The 17,147-nt window shown below is 43.0% G+C and carries 14 protein-coding genes; 6 read left to right on the top strand and 8 right to left on the bottom strand.

The genetic code is table 11. The annotated features are described in order from the left end of the window. The first annotated feature begins 36 nt into the window (after positions 1 to 36). Positions 37 to 1,113, top strand: coding sequence for an AI-2E family transporter (locus tag ACMCM8_RS08220; RefSeq protein WP_412727268.1), 1,077 nt, complete (start codon positions 37 to 39; stop codon positions 1,111 to 1,113). Between the two features lie 173 nt (positions 1,114 to 1,286). On the opposite strand, the gene ACMCM8_RS08215 is transcribed toward ACMCM8_RS08220, so the two are convergent. The 3 genes from ACMCM8_RS08215 to ACMCM8_RS08205 form a co-directional block, all read right to left on the bottom strand. Continuing rightward, positions 1,287 to 1,886 carry a PEP-CTERM sorting domain-containing protein gene (locus ACMCM8_RS08215; protein ID WP_412727266.1) on the bottom strand — a complete coding sequence of 200 codons (600 nt, stop codon included), beginning with the start codon at positions 1,884 to 1,886 and terminating at the stop codon, positions 1,287 to 1,289. Positions 1,887 to 2,365: 479 nt separating this feature from the next. Continuing rightward, positions 2,366 to 2,830, bottom strand: coding sequence for a thioredoxin-dependent thiol peroxidase (bcp, locus tag ACMCM8_RS08210; RefSeq protein ID WP_412727264.1), 465 nt, complete (start codon positions 2,828 to 2,830; stop codon positions 2,366 to 2,368). Beyond that, positions 2,808 to 3,371: a glycine cleavage system protein R gene (locus ACMCM8_RS08205; protein WP_412727262.1), complete on the bottom strand. Its 564-nt coding sequence runs from the start codon at positions 3,369 to 3,371 to the stop codon at positions 2,808 to 2,810. Before ACMCM8_RS08205 ends, bcp begins: the two co-directional genes overlap by 23 nt. 439 nt (positions 3,372 to 3,810) lie before the next feature. Here ACMCM8_RS08205 and dapA point away from each other — a divergent pair, with 439 nt between their 5' ends. The 5 genes from dapA to ACMCM8_RS08180 all read left to right on the top strand — a co-directional run bounded on the left by dapA (position 3,811) and on the right by ACMCM8_RS08180 (position 10,068). Next, positions 3,811 to 4,695 (top strand): 4-hydroxy-tetrahydrodipicolinate synthase, encoded by an 885-nt coding sequence (gene dapA / locus ACMCM8_RS08200; protein WP_412727260.1) that lies wholly within the window; start codon positions 3,811 to 3,813, stop codon positions 4,693 to 4,695. Positions 4,696 to 4,707: 12 nt separating this feature from the next. After that, a complete protein-coding gene (gene bamC, locus ACMCM8_RS08195; RefSeq protein WP_412727258.1) occupies positions 4,708 to 5,811 on the top strand; it encodes an outer membrane protein assembly factor BamC in 1,104 nt (367 codons plus the stop codon). A 12-nt stretch (positions 5,812 to 5,823) separates the two neighbouring features. Beyond that, entirely contained in the window at positions 5,824 to 6,537 is a 714-nt protein-coding gene (gene purC, locus ACMCM8_RS08190) for a phosphoribosylaminoimidazolesuccinocarboxamide synthase (RefSeq protein ID WP_412727256.1), read from the top strand. A gap of 139 nt (positions 6,538 to 6,676) precedes the next feature. After that, positions 6,677 to 7,588 (top strand): DMT family transporter, encoded by a 912-nt coding sequence (locus tag ACMCM8_RS08185; RefSeq protein WP_412727254.1) that lies wholly within the window; start codon positions 6,677 to 6,679, stop codon positions 7,586 to 7,588. A 137-nt stretch (positions 7,589 to 7,725) separates the two neighbouring features. Beyond that, positions 7,726 to 10,068: a sensor domain-containing phosphodiesterase gene (locus tag ACMCM8_RS08180; RefSeq protein WP_412727654.1), complete on the top strand. Its 2,343-nt coding sequence runs from the start codon at positions 7,726 to 7,728 to the stop codon at positions 10,066 to 10,068. A gap of 40 nt (positions 10,069 to 10,108) precedes the next feature. Here the strand turns inward: ACMCM8_RS08180 and ACMCM8_RS08175 are convergent, their stop codons facing one another. The 5 genes from ACMCM8_RS08175 to ubiG form a co-directional block, all read right to left on the bottom strand. Next, a complete protein-coding gene (locus ACMCM8_RS08175; protein ID WP_412727252.1) occupies positions 10,109 to 11,206 on the bottom strand; it encodes an NADH:flavin oxidoreductase in 1,098 nt (365 codons plus the stop codon). Between the two features lie 690 nt (positions 11,207 to 11,896). Next, a complete protein-coding gene (gene yfaE / locus ACMCM8_RS08170) occupies positions 11,897 to 12,169 on the bottom strand; it encodes a class I ribonucleotide reductase maintenance protein YfaE (protein WP_412727250.1) in 273 nt (90 codons plus the stop codon). A gap of 12 nt (positions 12,170 to 12,181) precedes the next feature. After that, positions 12,182 to 13,312 carry a class Ia ribonucleoside-diphosphate reductase subunit beta gene (gene nrdB, locus ACMCM8_RS08165; protein WP_412727248.1) on the bottom strand — a complete coding sequence of 377 codons (1,131 nt, stop codon included), beginning with the start codon at positions 13,310 to 13,312 and terminating at the stop codon, positions 12,182 to 12,184. Positions 13,313 to 13,444: 132 nt separating this feature from the next. Next, complete coding sequence (nrdA, locus tag ACMCM8_RS08160; protein WP_412727246.1) at positions 13,445 to 15,766, bottom strand: class 1a ribonucleoside-diphosphate reductase subunit alpha; 2,322 nt, start codon at positions 15,764 to 15,766, stop codon at positions 13,445 to 13,447. Between the two features lie 615 nt (positions 15,767 to 16,381). After that, positions 16,382 to 17,086, bottom strand: coding sequence for a bifunctional 2-polyprenyl-6-hydroxyphenol methylase/3-demethylubiquinol 3-O-methyltransferase UbiG (gene ubiG, locus ACMCM8_RS08155; protein ID WP_412727244.1), 705 nt, complete (start codon positions 17,084 to 17,086; stop codon positions 16,382 to 16,384). Positions 17,087 to 17,147 lie beyond the last annotated feature (61 nt).

Genomic DNA, 17,147 nt, shown 5'->3' with positions numbered 1-17,147 from the left:
TGCGTGTCCTATTTAGCGTAACTTCTGGACGTCACTATGATTAGCGTTTTTGGTCGATGGTACCGACGCAAATTTTCCGATCCTGATGCAGCCATGCTGCTCATCCTAATTTTAATTACGACGGCAGTATTGTTGTTGTGGGGCGAACTGATCATGCCCGTATTAGTTGCTGCGATCATTGCGTACTTACTCGACTGGCCGGTAAATCGCCTTGTGAATGTGGGAGTAAGTCGAACTCTAGCCTGTGCAGTAGTGCTCACCGGATTTATCACGCTTACCATTTTGACCTTGATTGGTCTTGTGCCAATTATTTCTAAACAGAGCGTAAACCTTATACAGGAAACCCCTTTAATTTGGCAAAAAGCGCAAGAGTGGATTTTGACCTTGCCCGATAAATATCCAGACTACGTTCAGGTTTACCAGATTCATCAAATGATGGAAGGCCTTAACGGCAAATTGGTAGAGGTAGGGGAAACGCTTATATCTGCTTCGTTTAGCAACATTGCCAACGTAGCAGCCTTGCTGGTTTACGTGATTTTAGTGCCGTTAATGGTGTTTTTCATGTTAAAAGATAAACCCTTTTTTCTGGAAAGTATTTCTCGTTTATTGCCAAAAGAGAGACGATTAATCACCCAGGTTGGTCACGAAATGAACGCGCAGATTGCTAACTACATTCGCGGAAAAGTCATTGAAATAATTATTGTTGGCGTAGTGAGTTGTGTGACATTCGTATTGATGGACTTGCGCTATGCCATATTACTGGGTGTGCTTGTGGGCTTCTCGGTACTCATCCCATATATTGGCGCAGCAGTAGTGACGATCCCGGTTGCGGTAGTCGCCATGTTCCAATGGGGCATTTCACCTGAATTTTGGTACCTGATTGTGGCTTACGGCATTATTCAAGCGTTAGATGGCAATTTACTGGTTCCGCTATTGTTTTCAGAAGCGGTCAGCTTACATCCACTTTACATCATCATCGCTGTACTGGTATTCGGTGGTTTATGGGGTTTTTGGGGGGTCTTCTTTGCCATACCGCTGGCCACTTTAGTAAAAGCTGTGGTTACTGCTTGGTCAAGTAACCCGATTGCTGCGCCCGAGACAACCCAGAATTAAACACAAAGTGGGGGAGTGATGCTGGGTGTTTTCGTGGCTTAATTAGCCTCCACTGAAGCCAATTTTAAAAGCCCCTAATAATTGGAATATCCAATGGTTGAGGGCTTTTCAAAATTGCAATGAGGCTTTGAAACAACCATAATCAACACATCATTAAGCGCATTACCTCATAGTCAGTCTGGTTGTATAAATCTGCGGGAGACCAAACCTGCTAATCCTAATATAAGAAGTACAAATGTTGATGGTTCTGGAACTTCAGTAACACCTGCTGCAATAGCTTTTCCTGCAACTGACTCGTACCCCCAACTAAGAATACTTTGTGTACCCAAATCGCTTTCCGAAATAATTACCCAGCCATAATGTGTTTGACCAGCTAACTGAAATGACAAGCCGAATATGCCGGTCTCTCCAAGACTCAATATTCCAGAATAATCATTCGTGCCCACAAAATTGTCTGTATTGCTCCAATTACTGCCCGCGCCAATCATTTCACCAAACGAAAATAAATATCCCCCTGTGCCTGAACCAATATTTACCATATCAGAAAAAGATGTATCGAAATGAATATCTCCATGATCTGATAGAACAAAATCCCCTACAGCACCTAAAGAAGTTGTTGAAGTTTCATCGGACAGCATGTCCCAATATAAATTAGTATCTTGAGATACCGTTGATGTTCCTGATGGAGTAAATGTTATTATTCCAGCACTAGCTAAACCACTAAGTGTTATGGCAAAGCATGCAACTACGCTTTTTAAAAAATTTTTTATCATTTTAGTTTTCCTTGTAATTCCTTTCTAAAGAGAGGTAACTACTGATACTAAGTTACAATCGAATACTGCAAGACTGCTGGATCACGCAAGAAGCGCTCCTCTTTAATTAACAATATGGAAAATAAGAGGTTATTTGTTATATGATAATTTTATTATGGCAATCTGAAAAATAACCTGACATTAAAATCTCTTACTTAAGACGCGAGGGAGGTATAAAGTGTTATTCAGGTACATTTTTATTCGCGTAACTTATCAAGACGAAGCCACAGAATAGTTTGTGCGGGGTAACGTTTTTAATGTAGCGTCTCTGTTGGTGTATAGAACGACTTGGTTAACTTTAATCAGGGAAATTACAATGATGTGTATGTTTACTGCTTTTGTGGATAAAAAAGAGCCACTATTTAAAAAATAGAAGCTCTATGTTTACTTGATAATCTCTCATTGTAGGAGCACGTATGCGCTATTTAGTCACAACAGGACTAGTTGTTTAAATAGTCCATTACCACGGTGTGGTGCTCTTTCGTTTTAAACTTGTTGAATACATGTTCAACTACGCCACTTTCGTTAATCAGAAAGGTGAGGCGGTGAATGCCGTCGTATTCTTTTCCCATAAATTTTTTTGGGCCCCAAACACCAAATGCATCAGCAACAGCGTGATCTTCGTCTGAGAGTAAGGTGAAGTTGAGATTTTCTTTTTCAATAAACTTAGGCAAACGCTTTACAGCATCCGGGCTGATACCGAGCACCACTACATTTTTAGACGACAATTCATCGTTAATGTCGCGTAAACCTTGAGCCTGTACTGTACAGCCTGGTGTCATTGCCTTGGGGTAAAAGTACACCAGTACTTTTTTACCTGCAAAATCTGCAAGTGATACGGTTTCATCATTTTGATTCTGTAATGAAAATTGTGGCGCTTTATCACCAGCTTGTAACGTTTTCATTGGGATCCTTTCGTTGTTTATCGACTACTTTGCCTGTCACATTTAACGATGCGAACAGGGCCATTAGATCAGATTCTAGCGCATCTAAATTGTCTGAAGCGGGTAATGACACAACAAACTTACAGCGCATATTGTCTTTACCTGAAGTTTTATCCTTAAAGGTACGTTGTCTAAACGCGCTTATCATTGCATGGCGCTCTGCAAAAAAGCCGGTAACGGCCTTAATCAAGCCAGCGGCATCCTCACCACTAAATTCAACGTTAAACATATGTTCTAAATTTTGCTTTTCATGATGACTGGTACGTTTCATCATTGATAGTAAATCCAAACGTTGAAACAGAGTTGGCAACGTGCACTCCGCTTTAGTAATAGCGCTTTGCGTGCCTTCGATAATCATCGTCAATGAAAACTCCCGGCCATATATCGCTTGTCTACTATCGAGGATATTGCACTGTGCTTCTGAAACAGTGGTTGCAATTTCGCTTAAAATGCCACTTTTATCTGTGCCTAGAATGGTGACAATAAGTTGGTGTTTAGACATCTAGTTTTCTTAAGGGCTAATTGGGCCTGTTGACCTGTGTTATTCTATTGTGCAACGTGTTAGGGGACATTTTTTATAGTTAGAACCCTAATGTGCAATGGTTGTCCTGCACAGTTTCCAAGTATAAAAAGATGTGATTCACGCTACCCTATGGGTTCGCTCTGTGGGGATGTTGGATTTGGTTACCCGCCGTCGATTTGCATGATTGACTCATTTCGCTTTGCCTTTCCAATTCACTTGGTAAAGCAAATATTGAACGAACTTGGAACACCAACAGACCCTACTATCACGATGGTAGCACAGAGTTTTTTTAGAAGTCAGTGCCTTTTTCTTTGCTTTAAGTAAGATAATGTCAAAATGTTTTCATTTTGCATGCGCTATCACTTGTGTTTAAGCACTGACATATTTACCATGTGCGCTCACATTTTGCGGAGAGATTATGTTTACTGGTAGTTACGTAGCACTCGTCACGCCGATGTTTCAAAACGGCGATATTGATTACAAGTCTCTAGAAAAACTTGTTAAGTTCCATGTTGAGCAGGGTACCCATGGCATAGTGTCTGTCGGGACTACTGGCGAATCTGCAACACTTCCATTTGATGAACATGTAAATGTGGTTAAAGAAACCGTTGCAATGGCTTCAGGTGCTATTCCGGTAATTGCAGGAAGCGGTGCAAACTCAACAGCAGAAGCGATTTTTCTAACTGAACAGCTAGGTTCAGTGGGGATAGATGGTTTTTTAAGTGTTGTTCCTTACTACAATAAACCACAGCAAGCTGGGATGGTGGCGCACTTTAACGCTATCGCTGATGCCAGTGATCTCCCGGTCATTCTCTATAATGTACCAGGCCGTACCGTAGCTGATATGTTGCCTCAAACAGTGGCAGAACTGGCTAAACACAAGAATATTGTGGGCCTAAAAGACGCTACGGGCAGTATTGCTCGCTTAAAAGAAACCCAACCTTTAGTGCCTGACGACTTTGTTTTGCTCAGTGGCGATGACGCTACAAGCTGCGAGTTTATGTGTGAAGGAGGCCATGGTGTCATTTCTGTAACGGCCAACATTGTCCCCAAAGCCATTGCACAAATGTGCGAAAGCGCGCTTAACAAAGATTTCGACAAATGCCGTGAAATAGACAGTACAATAAAACTCCTTCACAGCGAGCTGTTTATTGAGCCCAATCCGGTCATGCCAAAGTGGGCATTGTACAAAATGGGCATGATGGAAAGTGCTGTTATGCGTTTACCTATGGTTTTGCCGGAACTATCAAGCCAAAAACGTATCGAAGAACTACTAAAAAAATACGCATTGATTTCTGGTTAATAAGGAATACAGATGAAAAGAACGCTGGCTATAGCAAGTTCAGTAGCGATGGTTGCACTTGCAGGTTGTTCAAGCCAAATAGATAGAAAAACCGCGTCGGGCAGTTATGCTTATTTAGAGACCCAAGAACAGGAATCACTTAAAGTTCCGTCTGACTTAGATTCACCTAATTTTTCTAACGAGTTTGCATTGCCTGAACTGGGCAAAGAGGCTGACCCTAAATTAGTCGGTAAATCCCTCGTCATTCAATCGCCTGCATTGGTTCTGCCGTTAGTGACAGGCTCCCATGTTGAAGAAGGCAAAAGCTCGGCAACAATTTGGTTTGATCAGGTCGACGACAGTCAGCCACTGAGTCAGGCAATTTGGAATTCGTTATTAAGTTTCTTAGATGAGCAGGGCATTGGCGTAGATAGCTTTAGTCCAGAACAGAAAGTATTGATCACAGATTGGATGATCATTACGAAAGAAATTGATGGTCCTTGGTACAGTTTTACTGACGAAGAAAGTGAAATTGGACGCCGTTTTGAGTTCAGTCTAGACGTTAAACCACATGGACGCAGCGCGGCTTTGACAGTTGAACTTAAAGATTACATGCAAACACTGGGTAATGATGTAGTGGCTGAGGTCACGTCTATGCAAGAGCGCCGAGAAGAAGTTGAAGTGCTCAACCAGGTCATTGGTCATTATGAATATCAAATTCAGCTAGCTGAAACACGCCGTATTGCGCGTATTCGACAGGGTATCAATACTGAGATGGGCTTTAACGCCGATGGTCATCCCGCTTACGTCGTTGAAGCAAAATACGATGTTGTATGGCCGAGAATGTTGCTTGTTCTTCGCAAGCTCGGTTTTGATGTAAAAGATTTAGATAAATCGAACGGCTTGCTGTTTGTGACCTATAATGGGGATCAAGGTAGCTGGTGGGACGGTTTATTTTCAAGTGATAAAAAGCTCCTTAAAAAAGGCGATTATCGTTTGAAAGTGGCAAGAGCGGGTGATGAACGCACATCAGTAACCTTCATGAACAATGAAAGTATCCCGTTTGAAGCCAATCAGGTTTCCGACCTATACAGTGCATTTGCTGAGGTCATGTCAGAAGATAACCTTGATATATAACTGAGACTGAGAATGGAAAAACGCGATGAGCTTTACCGCGGTAAAGCAAAAACTGTTTATTACACTGATGATAGTGACAAGCTAATCCTTCACTTTAGAAACGATACTTCGGCGTTTGATGGTGAAAAGATTGAACAGCTAGAGCGAAAAGGTGAAGTAAACAACAAGTTTAATCACTTTATTATGACAAAGCTTGAAGAAGCCGGCATTAAAACGCAAGTTGAAGCCCTGCTTTCCGATACTGAGTCTTTGGTTAAAAAGCTCGACATGATCCCTGTCGAGTGTGTGGTGAGAAACTTGTCAGCGGGCTCCTTAGTTCGCAGGCTAGGCGTGGAAGAAGGTCAAGCCCTTAATCCGCCTATTTTCGAGTTTTTCCTGAAAAACGACGCTCTACACGATCCCATGGTAAATGATTACCACATTCTTTCATTTGGTTGGGCAACGGAAGCACAAATTGCCGAAATGAAATCATTGACCTTTAAAGTGAACACAGTACTCAAAGCGTTATTTGATGAAGCTGGTATGCTGTTAGTAGACTACAAACTTGAGTTTGGCGTTGATAAAGATGGCAATATCGTTCTAGGCGACGAATTTACCCCAGACGGATGTCGTTTATGGGATAAAGAAACGCGCAAAAAAATGGATAAAGATCGCTTCAGACAAGGCTTGGGATCAGTTGTTGAAACATACATTGAAGTAGCCGAGCGTCTTGGTTTATCCCTGTAAAAGTCTCAGACTTTCACCAGTGATACTTCGTACTTTAAAAAGAGGACCCTAGGGTCCTCTTTTTGTATGTGACTTGTCAGCTATCTGTACATCAGCATGATGAAATATGAATTGCCACGGTTTTTGAAGGAGAGGGAAGGTGCTTCGCACTATACTACTTGTGACGATAGCGGTAATAGCGTTTGCGGCTAATTCATTGCTTTGCCGCATGGCATTGGTCAATACCGGAATCGATCCTACGTCGTTTATTGTTCTACGCCTTGTCAGTGGCACGATAACGCTCATTATTCTGTCATTACTGCTACACCTGCGTTCAAATACAATGACAACGATAAGCAGTTTGCTGCAATCAATTAAAGCTAATACCAGCTTAAGTACGGGCATAGCCCTATTTTTATATGCTACCTGCTTTTCATATGCCTACATTACTATGTCCACGGGGAGTGGTGCCTTATTACTGTTTGGCTCTGTGCAATTGACCATGATTACGCTTGGCTTTATTCAAGGGGAGCGCTTTGCTTTTCTGCAATGGACAGGCTTTGCTATTGCGTTTGCCGGACTCATTACTTTACTACTACCTAGCGCTTCTGCTCCATCTATCCTCTCTAGTGCAATGATGACATTAGCGGGTATGGCGTGGGGGGTATATTCGTTACTGGGTAAACGCAGCCGTTCAGCGTTATTAGCCACAACAGGGAATTTTATATACGCCAGTGTGCTATGCATACCACTCGTTATCGTCGTGTTATTTGTTTTTCCACTCAATTTGACCCTCGTCAATCTGTCATCAACCGCGTTGTGGCATCATGAAGGGATAGTGTATGCATTGGGCTCTGGCATATTTGCCTCCGCATGTGGATATGCCATCTGGTATACCGCGCTCCCGTTAATAAAATCGACAACAGCAGCCACAGTCCAGTTAAGTGTGCCCGTGATCGCTACTTTGATGGGATGGTTGTTTTTAGGCGAATCGGTATCGTGGCAGATTGCGATAGCGTCGAGTATGACACTAGGTGGCATTTACCTAGTTATCATGGGGAAGGCCCGTTGAGTAAAACTGCATTCCGTTTGGGATGATCTATAGTAACTGTATTGCGTATGGTTTATTGAATTTAAAATTAAATCTAGGATTAATCTCGTTTCAGTACTATTCATTTACGATGTGGCGTTGGGAACTAAGGAATGTCATTGAATACACCTCCTATTAGCTATAATGAGTTAGATCGGCTGGCAGTCTTACAGCGTTTAGACATACTCGATACTGAACCCGAGGAGCGCTTTGACAGAATCACTCGATTAGCACAACAGATCTTCAATAGCGATTTTTGCACAATATCTCTTATCGATAAGGACAGGCAGTGGTTCAAGTCGACCGTTAATATCGACATGAAAGAAAGCACGCGAGATACCGCATTCTGTGCGCACACTATCTTAGAAGATCAGTATATGGTGGTACCTGACACGCTGGACGATGAGCGGTTTGTGGACAATCCTTTTGTCGTTGGTGACCCTAAAGTACGCTCTTATGCTGGTGCAAATTTGATAGTTCAAGGGCAACGGGTCGGTACTTTGTGTGTATTTGGTAATGCGCCCAGGTCGTTTTCTGATCAACAGGTGCAACAATTAATAGATCTGGCTAAAGTAGTGGAGTCTGAATTACAGCGCCACGATAACACGCGCTTATTAAAAGAAATTCATCAATACCAGCTTCAGTTTGAAGAATCACAAAAACTCGTCCGGGTGCGCAGTAAGATATTAGAGAAAATCGTTACTTCAGAATCGTTAAGTGTGGTATTGCGAGAAATTGTCGAAGCAATTGAGAATGAGTACCTTCATCAAAAATGCAGCATTTTGTTACTGGAAAATAACCGCTTGAAGATGGGGGCAGCCCCGTCATTGCCAGATTTTTATAATGACGCTATAGATGGAGTGGAAATAGGCCCAGAGCTTGGCTCTTGTGGCAATACCGCTTTTACCAATGCGCTCACTGTTGTGGAAGACATTTCTACTCATCCTTATTGGACAGCGTGGGCAGACATTGCTCAGCGAGCAAATTTGCGATCCTGTTGGTCACAACCCATTAGAGGAACCAACAATGAAGTTCTCGGAACGTTTGCTATTTACCACGAAGACGTTTCCAAGCCCTCACCTGAGGCTATCTTGCTGATAGAGCAATTTGCCCATATTGCTAGCATTGCGATTGAAAGAGAGCGGGCCAACCAATTAATTTGGCATCAGGCCAACTTTGACGTGCTGACTGCATTGCCCAACCGTAACTTAATGGAAGAACAACTCAAACATTTGTTGGCAACAGCAAAGAGGGAGAAGACGAAAGTAGCGGTATTGTTTCTTGATTTAGACAATTTTAAAGAAGTGAACGATACCTTAGGACACGATGTAGGCGATCTGTTGCTAGTGGAATGTGCAAAACGCATCTTACAATGTATCAGACAAGACGACACGGCAGCCCGCCTTGGTGGCGATGAGTTTGTTATTCTCTTGGGAGGCGCACATAACGAACGGTTTTTGGATAAATTGATCCAAAATTTGCTCGGTGTCATTTCAGAGCCCTACCTGCTGAACCAAAAGAAAATACACAGTAGTGCGAGTATTGGCGTTACGCTTTTTCCTGATGATGCAGATAACGTGACCAGCTTGCTTAAAAATGCTGACCAAGCTATGTACGGCGCCAAAGCACAGGGCAAGAATAGCCACAGGTATTATTCTAAAGATATGCAAGAATCGGCACTTAAACGCTTGTCTTATAAAAATGACTTGCGATATGCCATTGAGCATAAACAGTTTTATATAGAATATCAGCCGATTGTTGACCTTCAACAGAATCGAATGCACAAAGCGGAAGCGCTCATTCGTTGGCGCCATCCTGAAAAGGGGATTATTCGTCCTGATGAATTTATTCCTATCGCGGAAGAGTCAGGCGCCATAATTGATATCAGTAACTGGGTATTTGAGCAGGTGTGTGAAGACGCATATCGATGGCGTAAGCAATTGTGCCCTGATTTGCAAATAAGCGTAAATACCTCCCCTAGCCACTATTTTTGTCGTGAGCCAAATATCATGAACTGGTTGCTGGTCTTGTTAGATAAAGGTTTACCGCCCCATGCTGTGGTACTGGAGATAACAGAGAATTTACTAATGGATGCCAATAGTTTGGTGTCGAAAAAACTCTTTCAATTTCGTCAGGCTGGCGTGGGTATAGCCTTGGATGATTTTGGCACGGGTTATTCTTCTATTTCATATTTAAAGAAGTTCCCAACGGATTTCATTAAAATTGACCGTAGCTTTGTTCACTCTATGACAGAGGTCAGCAACGATAAAGTACTGTGCGAAGCGATTATTGTGATGGCAAAAAAACTCGGGATCCAAGTGGTAGCAGAAGGGATTGAAACCCAGGAGCAATTGGCCATATTGAAAAAAATGGGATGTGATTATGCGCAGGGCTACTACTTTTCAAAACCACTTGGCAAAGTTGCGTTTGAAACTTTGTTAACAAAACAGTGTCAGCAGTAGTGCCCCTTAATAGGAGCACCCTTTATAGAAATGAAGTAGCTTACGATAGTGAAGCTAACGCTTTACCAGAATATTGCTGTAGTTCGTCAGTGCGGTTGTCTTTTATTTTATTAGCCCATTGCGGATCTTGTAACAATGCACGGCCAACGGCGACTAAATCAAATTCACCTGCGTTAAGGCGTTCAAGTAAGTCATCCACCGGGCGAGTTGATGAATCTTGACCTTTAAACGCACCGAAAAAGTCATCATTTAACCCTACTGAGCCTACAGTAATAGTGGGTTTTCCTGTTATCTTCTTTGTCCATCCCGCGAGATTCAACTCACTGCCTTCAAATTCGCTTTCCCAGTAGCGACGTTGAGAGCAATGAAATATATCGACACCGGCCTCACTCAGGGGTAACAGAAACTGCTCTAATTCCTGGGGACTCTGTGCTAAACGCGCAGCATAATCTTGCTGTTTCCATTGAGAGAAACGCAGCACAATCGGGTAATCAGGTGATGTTGCTGCGCGAATAGCTTTAATAATTTCAACCGCGAATCGACCACGGTTTTCCATGCTACCACCCCAGCAGTCCGTACGCTGATTGGTGCCTTCCCAAAAAAATTGATCAATGAGATAGCCATGTGCCCCGTGAATTTCAATTCCGTCCATGCCCATGGCTTTTGCGTCTGCTGCAGCCTGAGCAAAGGCTGCGATAACTGCTTCAATATGATCCACAGTCATGGGGTCAGCACCTTGCTTGCCCGGTTTAAACAAGCCCGATGGTCCGGCGCTAGGCAACTCTGGGTACGGTGCCTTTTCTGCCACACGCGCCATGCCCACATGCCACAATTGAGGCATTATTTTACCACCCGCATCATGCACGGCTTTCACCACATTCTTCCAGCCAGCTAAAGCTGCTTCTCCGTGAAATTGAGGAATATTGGCATCCATAGTGGCCACCTTGTCGTTTACCGTGGTGCCTTCTGTGATAATGAGGCCTGTGCCACCTTCTGCACGTCTTTTGTAGTACCCAGCCACATCTGCGGTGGGAATGCCGTTTGGCGAAAATTGGCGTGTCATAGGGGCCATAACGATACGATTATCAAGTGAAAGCTTGTTACTCTTAAACGGCGTAAACAAGGTAGTATTCGACATGTATGTTTCCTTTGTACTTGTGTCGTTAATAGGTTTTCAGTAAGAAAAGTAATCGTCGGCACAAGGCCAGTCAAATTTTCATTGGTGATAGTGTGTTATAGCGAAATTTCATTTTCATAACATAGTGTAAAACTTATCTTTTTAAAGCATTGTGTTGAAAGCAGTATGGCAGTCGCTTTCTCTCCATGTTTCATGTACGGTCGGACAAACCAAGCATTTATCTACTTGTCTCGTTGATATCAAACCTAAAGAAGTAGGCTAGCCGTATGAGCAGTAAAAGCAGACATTGTCCGTCGTGTAATTGGAAGTTTCCTATTGCAAAAGTAAAAGCACCTATTACGCGTGTAAATGGAACATTCTTCAATTGCCCAGAATGCTATGCGCCTTTGATATACAAAACTAATCACGCCACCTTGTATCGCGTGTGCACGATACTCACCGTGCCCTCAGTATTATTGATCTCTGCATATAAAGATGTGGAGGTAGTTAAAAATATAGCCACGTTTGTCGTTATCCCTTTACTCATTGCGCTTTGTGTCATGTGGCGTAAGGGTGAACACATAGAATATTACAAGCCCTGAACGCTACGCTTGTCTGGTGCTCGACATAACACCTGCGAACAATAGAATATGTAGCAATATTCATAAACAAACAAATTGGCGGTGCTATACAAAAAGTAATTGTGGGGGATTAAAGTGGGACTTTAATTTTTAATGGGCACTTTGCTACACAGCAGCATGGCAAAATTTCATCGTCATCGATGAAGGCGAGGGGATCGGTAGTGTACTCTACTTCACCTTCTATTAGCTTAGTACGGCACGCACCGCAAAACCCTTCTCTGCAGTGATAGTGAATATGAATGTCAGCGGCTTCTAAAGCGCTGAGAATAGTATTGTCTGAAGGCGCTTCAATCGGCCCCACATCGATGACATCGATGCGGAGCGATTTGTTGTGGTTACTCATTGAGCTGTAAAATTACAGCTCAAAATCAGCAAAGTCGTCTTCGCTTACCGCTGAGTCAATCTGACCCACAAGATAAGAACTGATCTCAGACTCTTGCGGGGCAACTTGTACATTGTCAGAGTTAAGATAGTTGTTCATCCAAGGCAAGGGGTTACTGCTGATGTCAAAAGGTGCTTCAAACCCTATGGCGGTCATACGCTGATTAGCAATGTATTCCACATATTGGCAAAGGATTTCTTTGTTAAGACCAATCATAGAGCCATTCTTGAAAAGATAGTCAGCCCATTGTTTTTCTTGTTCTACGGCATTCATAAAGATGGCGCGTGCTTCATCTTTACATTCTTCGGCAATTTGCGCCATCTCAGGGTCGTCTTTGCCTTTCGCCCACAAGTTTAAAATATGTTGGGTTGAAGAAAGGTGTAAATTTTCATCTCGTGCGATTAAACGGATGATCTTAGAGTTACCTTCCATTAACTTGCGTTCAGCAAAGGCAAAAGTACACGCAAAAGACACATAAAAACGGATAGCTTCTAGCGCGTTAACAGAGTTCATGCACAAGAAGAGTTTTTTCTTAAGCTCATACATAGACACGGTATAAGGTGAGCCATTGATGGTGTGTACACCTTCACCTTGAGTTTGCCAAAGCTGAGTAGCAAAGATTAGATCGTCATAGTACTTAGAAATATCTGCTGCACGGCGCTTAATTTCGTCATTAACAACAATGTCTTCAAAAATTTCGCTGGGATCTGAAAACAGGTTGCGCAGAATATGTGTATAAGAGCGCGAGTGAATAGTTTCAAAGAACGACCATGTCTCAACCCAGGTTTCCAACTCAGGTAACGAGATGATGGGTAAGAAGGCAATGTTCGGGCTACGACCTTGGACTGAGTCGAGGAGCGTCTGGTATTTCAGATTTGAAATGAAGATGTGTTTTTCTGGATCAGTTAACTTTTGAAAGTCTACCCGGTCACGCGATACATCGACTTCTTCAGGACGCCAGAAAAAGCTAATTTGTTTTTCAATAAGCTTTTCGAAAATGGCATGTTTTTGTTGATCGTAGCGCGCAACGTTTACGGGGTTACCGAAAAACATTGGTTCGATCAATGGATTGGTACTTTGCTGGTTAAACGTAGTGTATTTCATGTTGGCCTAACTAAAAACTTAATGATTAACGCGAATTATTGTTGGTGTTCTTGTTGCGAATCTGTGGATGTCACGCACTTAACGAATCGTGTAAAGTGTGTGCCATCCACCTAAGTAGTGCGTGCTATTTCACTAGATCTTGCACGCACCACCTGCACAATCATCATCTTCCTCTACTACCACTTCTTCTTGACGTGGTAATGGCTCATTGGCTTTTGCATCAAGAGCAGAAGTGTCAGATGCGCCATCACGTGTGTTGTGGTAGTACAGTGTTTTAACGCCAAGTTTGTAAGTGGTAAGCAGGTCTTTCAGCAATAGCTTCATTGGTACCTTGTTACCTTCGTAGCGGCTTGGATCGTAGTTGGTATTAGCAGAAATAGTCTGATCAATGAACTTCTGCATAATGCCCACTAATTGTAAGTAGCCATCATTTGACGGAATATCCCACAGTAGTTCGTACTGATCTTTTAGTGTTTCGTATTCAGGAACAACCTGCTTAAGCACACCATCTTTACTTGATTTGATGCTGATAAAGCCACGCGGTGGCTCGATGCCGTTTGTGGCATTAGAAATCTGAGACGACGTTTCTGACGGCATGAGGGCAGATAACGTAGAGTTGCGCAAACCGTACGTCTTAATTTCTTCACGAAGGGCATCCCAATCGTAATGAAGCGGTTCGTTACACACACTATCGAGATCTTTCTTGTAGCTATCAATAGGCAATATGCCTTGTGAATAGGTGGTTTCGTTGAACTTAGGACATGCACCTTTCTCTTTAGCCAGGTTGTTTGAGGCTTTGAGCAAGTAATATTGCATGGCTTCAAACGTGCGGTGTACTAGGCCATTTGCACTGTGATCAGAGTATTTAACCCCGTTTTTGGCGAGGTAATAAGCAAAGTTGATAACACCCACACCTAACGTACGACGTCCCATGGTTGCATTGTATGCCGCCGGTACAGGGTAGTCTTGATAATCGAGTAGGTTGTCTAAGGCGCGAACGGCAAGATCGGCAAGCTCTTCGAACTCGTCCAATGACTTAATGGCACCTAAGTTAAACGCTGAAAGGGTACATAGCGCAATTTCACCGTTTTCATCGTTAACGTGCTGAAGCGGTTTCGTTGGAAGCGCGATTTCAAGGCATAAGTTGCTTTGACGTACAGGTGCGACTTCAGGATTAAATGGGCTGTGCGTATTACAGTGATCCACGTTCTGAAGGTAAATTCGCCCTGTGCTGGCACGCTCTTGCATGAACAAGCTGAACAGTTCCATAGCTTTGATTTGCTTCTTACGGATACTGTCGTCGTTTTCATATTTTACATACAGTTCTTCGAACTTATCTTGATCAGCGAAGAAGGCATCGTAAAGCCCAGGAACATCTGACGGGCTGAACAATGAAATATAGCCGTCTTTCATCATGCGCTGATACATGAGTTTGTTAAACTGTACACCGTAATCTAAGTGGCGAACCCGGTTTTCTTCAACACCACGGTTATTTTTAAGCACCAACAGCGATTCAACTTCCATATGCCAAATGGGGTAGAACAAGGTTGCAGCGCCGCCGCGTACACCACCTTGTGAGCAGCTTTTCACTGCTGTCTGGAAATACTTATAAAAAGGTATACACCCCGTGTGGAACGCCTCACCACCGCGGATAGGGCTACCGAGTGCACGGATACGACCCGCGTTTACACCGATACCTGCGCGTTGACTAACATACTTCACAATGGCACTGGCTGTGGCATTGATTGAATCTAGGCTGTCGCCAGTTTCAATCAGTACACATGAGCTGAATTGACGGGTTGGTGTGCGCACACCGGCCATAATTGGCGTGGGAAGTGATAACTTAAAAGTAGACGCTGCGTCGTAAAAGCGGCGGATATAATCCATGCGCGTCGCTTTGTCATAGTTGGCAAACAAACATGCCGCAACCAAGATATAAAGAAACTGGGCACTTTCGTAGATTTCACCGGTTACACGGTTTTGAACCAGGTATTTGCCTTCAAGTTGTTTAACGGCAGCATAGCTGAAGTTCATGTCGCGCCAGTGCTCAATGAACGAGTCCATTTCAGCAAATTCTTCTGCGGTGTAATCTTCAAGTAAGTGTTTGTCATACTTACCCATGTCTACCATTTTGCTGACGTGATCAAACAGTGCTGGTGGCTCAAATTGACCATACGCCTTCTTACGCAGGTGGAAGATAGCCAAACGCGCTGCAAGGTATTGGTAGTCTGGTGCGTCAGTTGAAATAAGATCAGCTGCGGATTTGATCAGTGTTTCGTGGATCTCGCTGGTATTGATGCCGTCGTAGAACTGTATTTGTGCTTTGATCTCAACTTGTGAAACAGAAACGTTTTTCAGTCCTTTGGCTGCCCACGTCACGACTTTATGGATTTTCTCTAGGTCGATTGACTCTTTTTCACCGTTGCGTTTGGTGACGAATAAGTTGTTGTTCATGTTACTGGCCGTTTGTCTGTTAGCGCTTGATACGAGGGCTGTGTTGCCCATTCATTGTCTTTTTAATTCGTGTTGTATTGTGTGAGTGACTTTTGCAATGTGCATTACAACGCGATTAGCGCGATGGGATAAGACACTTGTCAAAGACACACACTAAAGCGGCCTAAACTGTTACTCAGAAAGAGGATGAGTAGAGACTGCTTGTATATTTTTTATTGCTTATTGTTGCCAGCGAGATCGAATGGCGTATCACTACGCGATCGCATTAATGATCCCGAAAAATGCGCTTGGGATCACATGCTGGATTAAACACAAGATAGTGAGGTTTTGCCCTGAATGCAACCCAATATCTGGTGGTAATTCGAGCACTCAAACTGGCACGAAATTTACGTTAGTAACAACTAACTTTTTAGCGTTCTACATGCTTAAAATATCGGGAATGCAAGCGTTTTTCACAAAATGATCGTCAAAAAAATTAATTTATTCTTAAAAAACGCTTTTTATAAAACCACGACATATGGTGTCTAAATTTCGAACCAAGCCCTATATATTGTGTTAATTTCTTGTTTGATTAGAGTGTATAGACCAAAATTCGTACAGCAAAGGTTATACACGCTAGTTTTGCGATACAGTGTACAGTAGGTAATTCACATCGACGTTATTTGCTGACAGATAAAATCCCTGTGAAATTGGGTCCATGTGCAATCCGGTCATATCGCGGGGCAAAAGGCCTGCTTGATCTGTCATCGCCATCAGTTCTGAAGGTTTGAGAAACTTGCTGTGATCGTGTGTGCCCTTTGGTACCAGTTTTAGGATATATTCCGCGCCGACGATCCCCATCAAATAAGATTTCAAATTGCGGTTTAGCGTTGAAAAGAACACATGGCCGCCCGGCTTGACTAATTTAGCACATGCCATAACAACAGATGCGGGGTCGGGCACGTGTTCTAACATTTCCATACAGGTCACTACATCAAATTGTCCCGCGTGCTGCTCCGCGTAAGATTCAGCTGTCGAACAAACGTAATCTACTTTTATACCCGATTCCAAACCGTGTAATTTGGCCACCTCTAGCGAGGCCTCTGCCATGTCCAAACCTGTGACTTTTGCACCAGCGCGGGCCATCGATTCAGCTAAAATGCCGCCACCGCAACCAATATCCAACACCTTTTTTTCAAACAACCCTTCACAATGCTGATTGATAAAGTCTAGTCGCAAGGGATTTATAAGATGAAGGGGCTTAAATTCACCTTCTTGATCCCACCAGCGTGAGGCGAGTTCAGAAAATTTGCTGATTTCTTGTTGATCTACGTTATTCATGAATTAAACCGTGTTTTACTTTTCTTTATTTAACATATCGCAATTTACTCTCAGGTTTTAC

The organism is Alteromonas sp. D210916BOD_24 (genome assembly GCF_047159385.1).
Taxonomy (GTDB): Bacteria; Pseudomonadota; Gammaproteobacteria; order Enterobacterales; family Alteromonadaceae; genus Alteromonas.
This window is presented reverse-complemented; position numbering and strand designations above follow the sequence as displayed.

Excerpts from the sequence above, each read along its gene's own strand:
- nrdB (WP_412727248.1), bottom strand. The coding sequence starts at position 13,312 with ATGAAATACACTACGTTTAACCAGCAAAGTACCAATCCATTGATCGAA.
- yfaE (WP_412727250.1), bottom strand. The coding sequence starts at position 12,169 with ATGAGTAACCACAACAAATCGCTCCGCATCGATGTCATCGATGTGGGG.
- nrdA (WP_412727246.1), bottom strand. The coding sequence starts at position 15,766 with ATGAACAACAACTTATTCGTCACCAAACGCAACGGTGAAAAAGAGTCA.
- ACMCM8_RS08220 (WP_412727268.1), top strand. The coding sequence starts at position 37 with ATGATTAGCGTTTTTGGTCGATGGTACCGACGCAAATTTTCCGATCCT.
- ACMCM8_RS08215 (WP_412727266.1), bottom strand. The coding sequence starts at position 1,886 with ATGATAAAAAATTTTTTAAAAAGCGTAGTTGCATGCTTTGCCATAACA.
- ACMCM8_RS08175 (WP_412727252.1), bottom strand. The coding sequence starts at position 11,206 with ATGTCGAATACTACCTTGTTTACGCCGTTTAAGAGTAACAAGCTTTCA.
- ACMCM8_RS08205 (WP_412727262.1), bottom strand. The coding sequence starts at position 3,371 with ATGTCTAAACACCAACTTATTGTCACCATTCTAGGCACAGATAAAAGT.
- bamC (WP_412727258.1), top strand. The coding sequence starts at position 4,708 with ATGAAAAGAACGCTGGCTATAGCAAGTTCAGTAGCGATGGTTGCACTT.
- bcp (WP_412727264.1), bottom strand. The coding sequence starts at position 2,830 with ATGAAAACGTTACAAGCTGGTGATAAAGCGCCACAATTTTCATTACAG.
- dapA (WP_412727260.1), top strand. The coding sequence starts at position 3,811 with ATGTTTACTGGTAGTTACGTAGCACTCGTCACGCCGATGTTTCAAAAC.
- ubiG (WP_412727244.1), bottom strand. The coding sequence starts at position 17,086 with ATGAATAACGTAGATCAACAAGAAATCAGCAAATTTTCTGAACTCGCC.
- purC (WP_412727256.1), top strand. The coding sequence starts at position 5,824 with ATGGAAAAACGCGATGAGCTTTACCGCGGTAAAGCAAAAACTGTTTAT.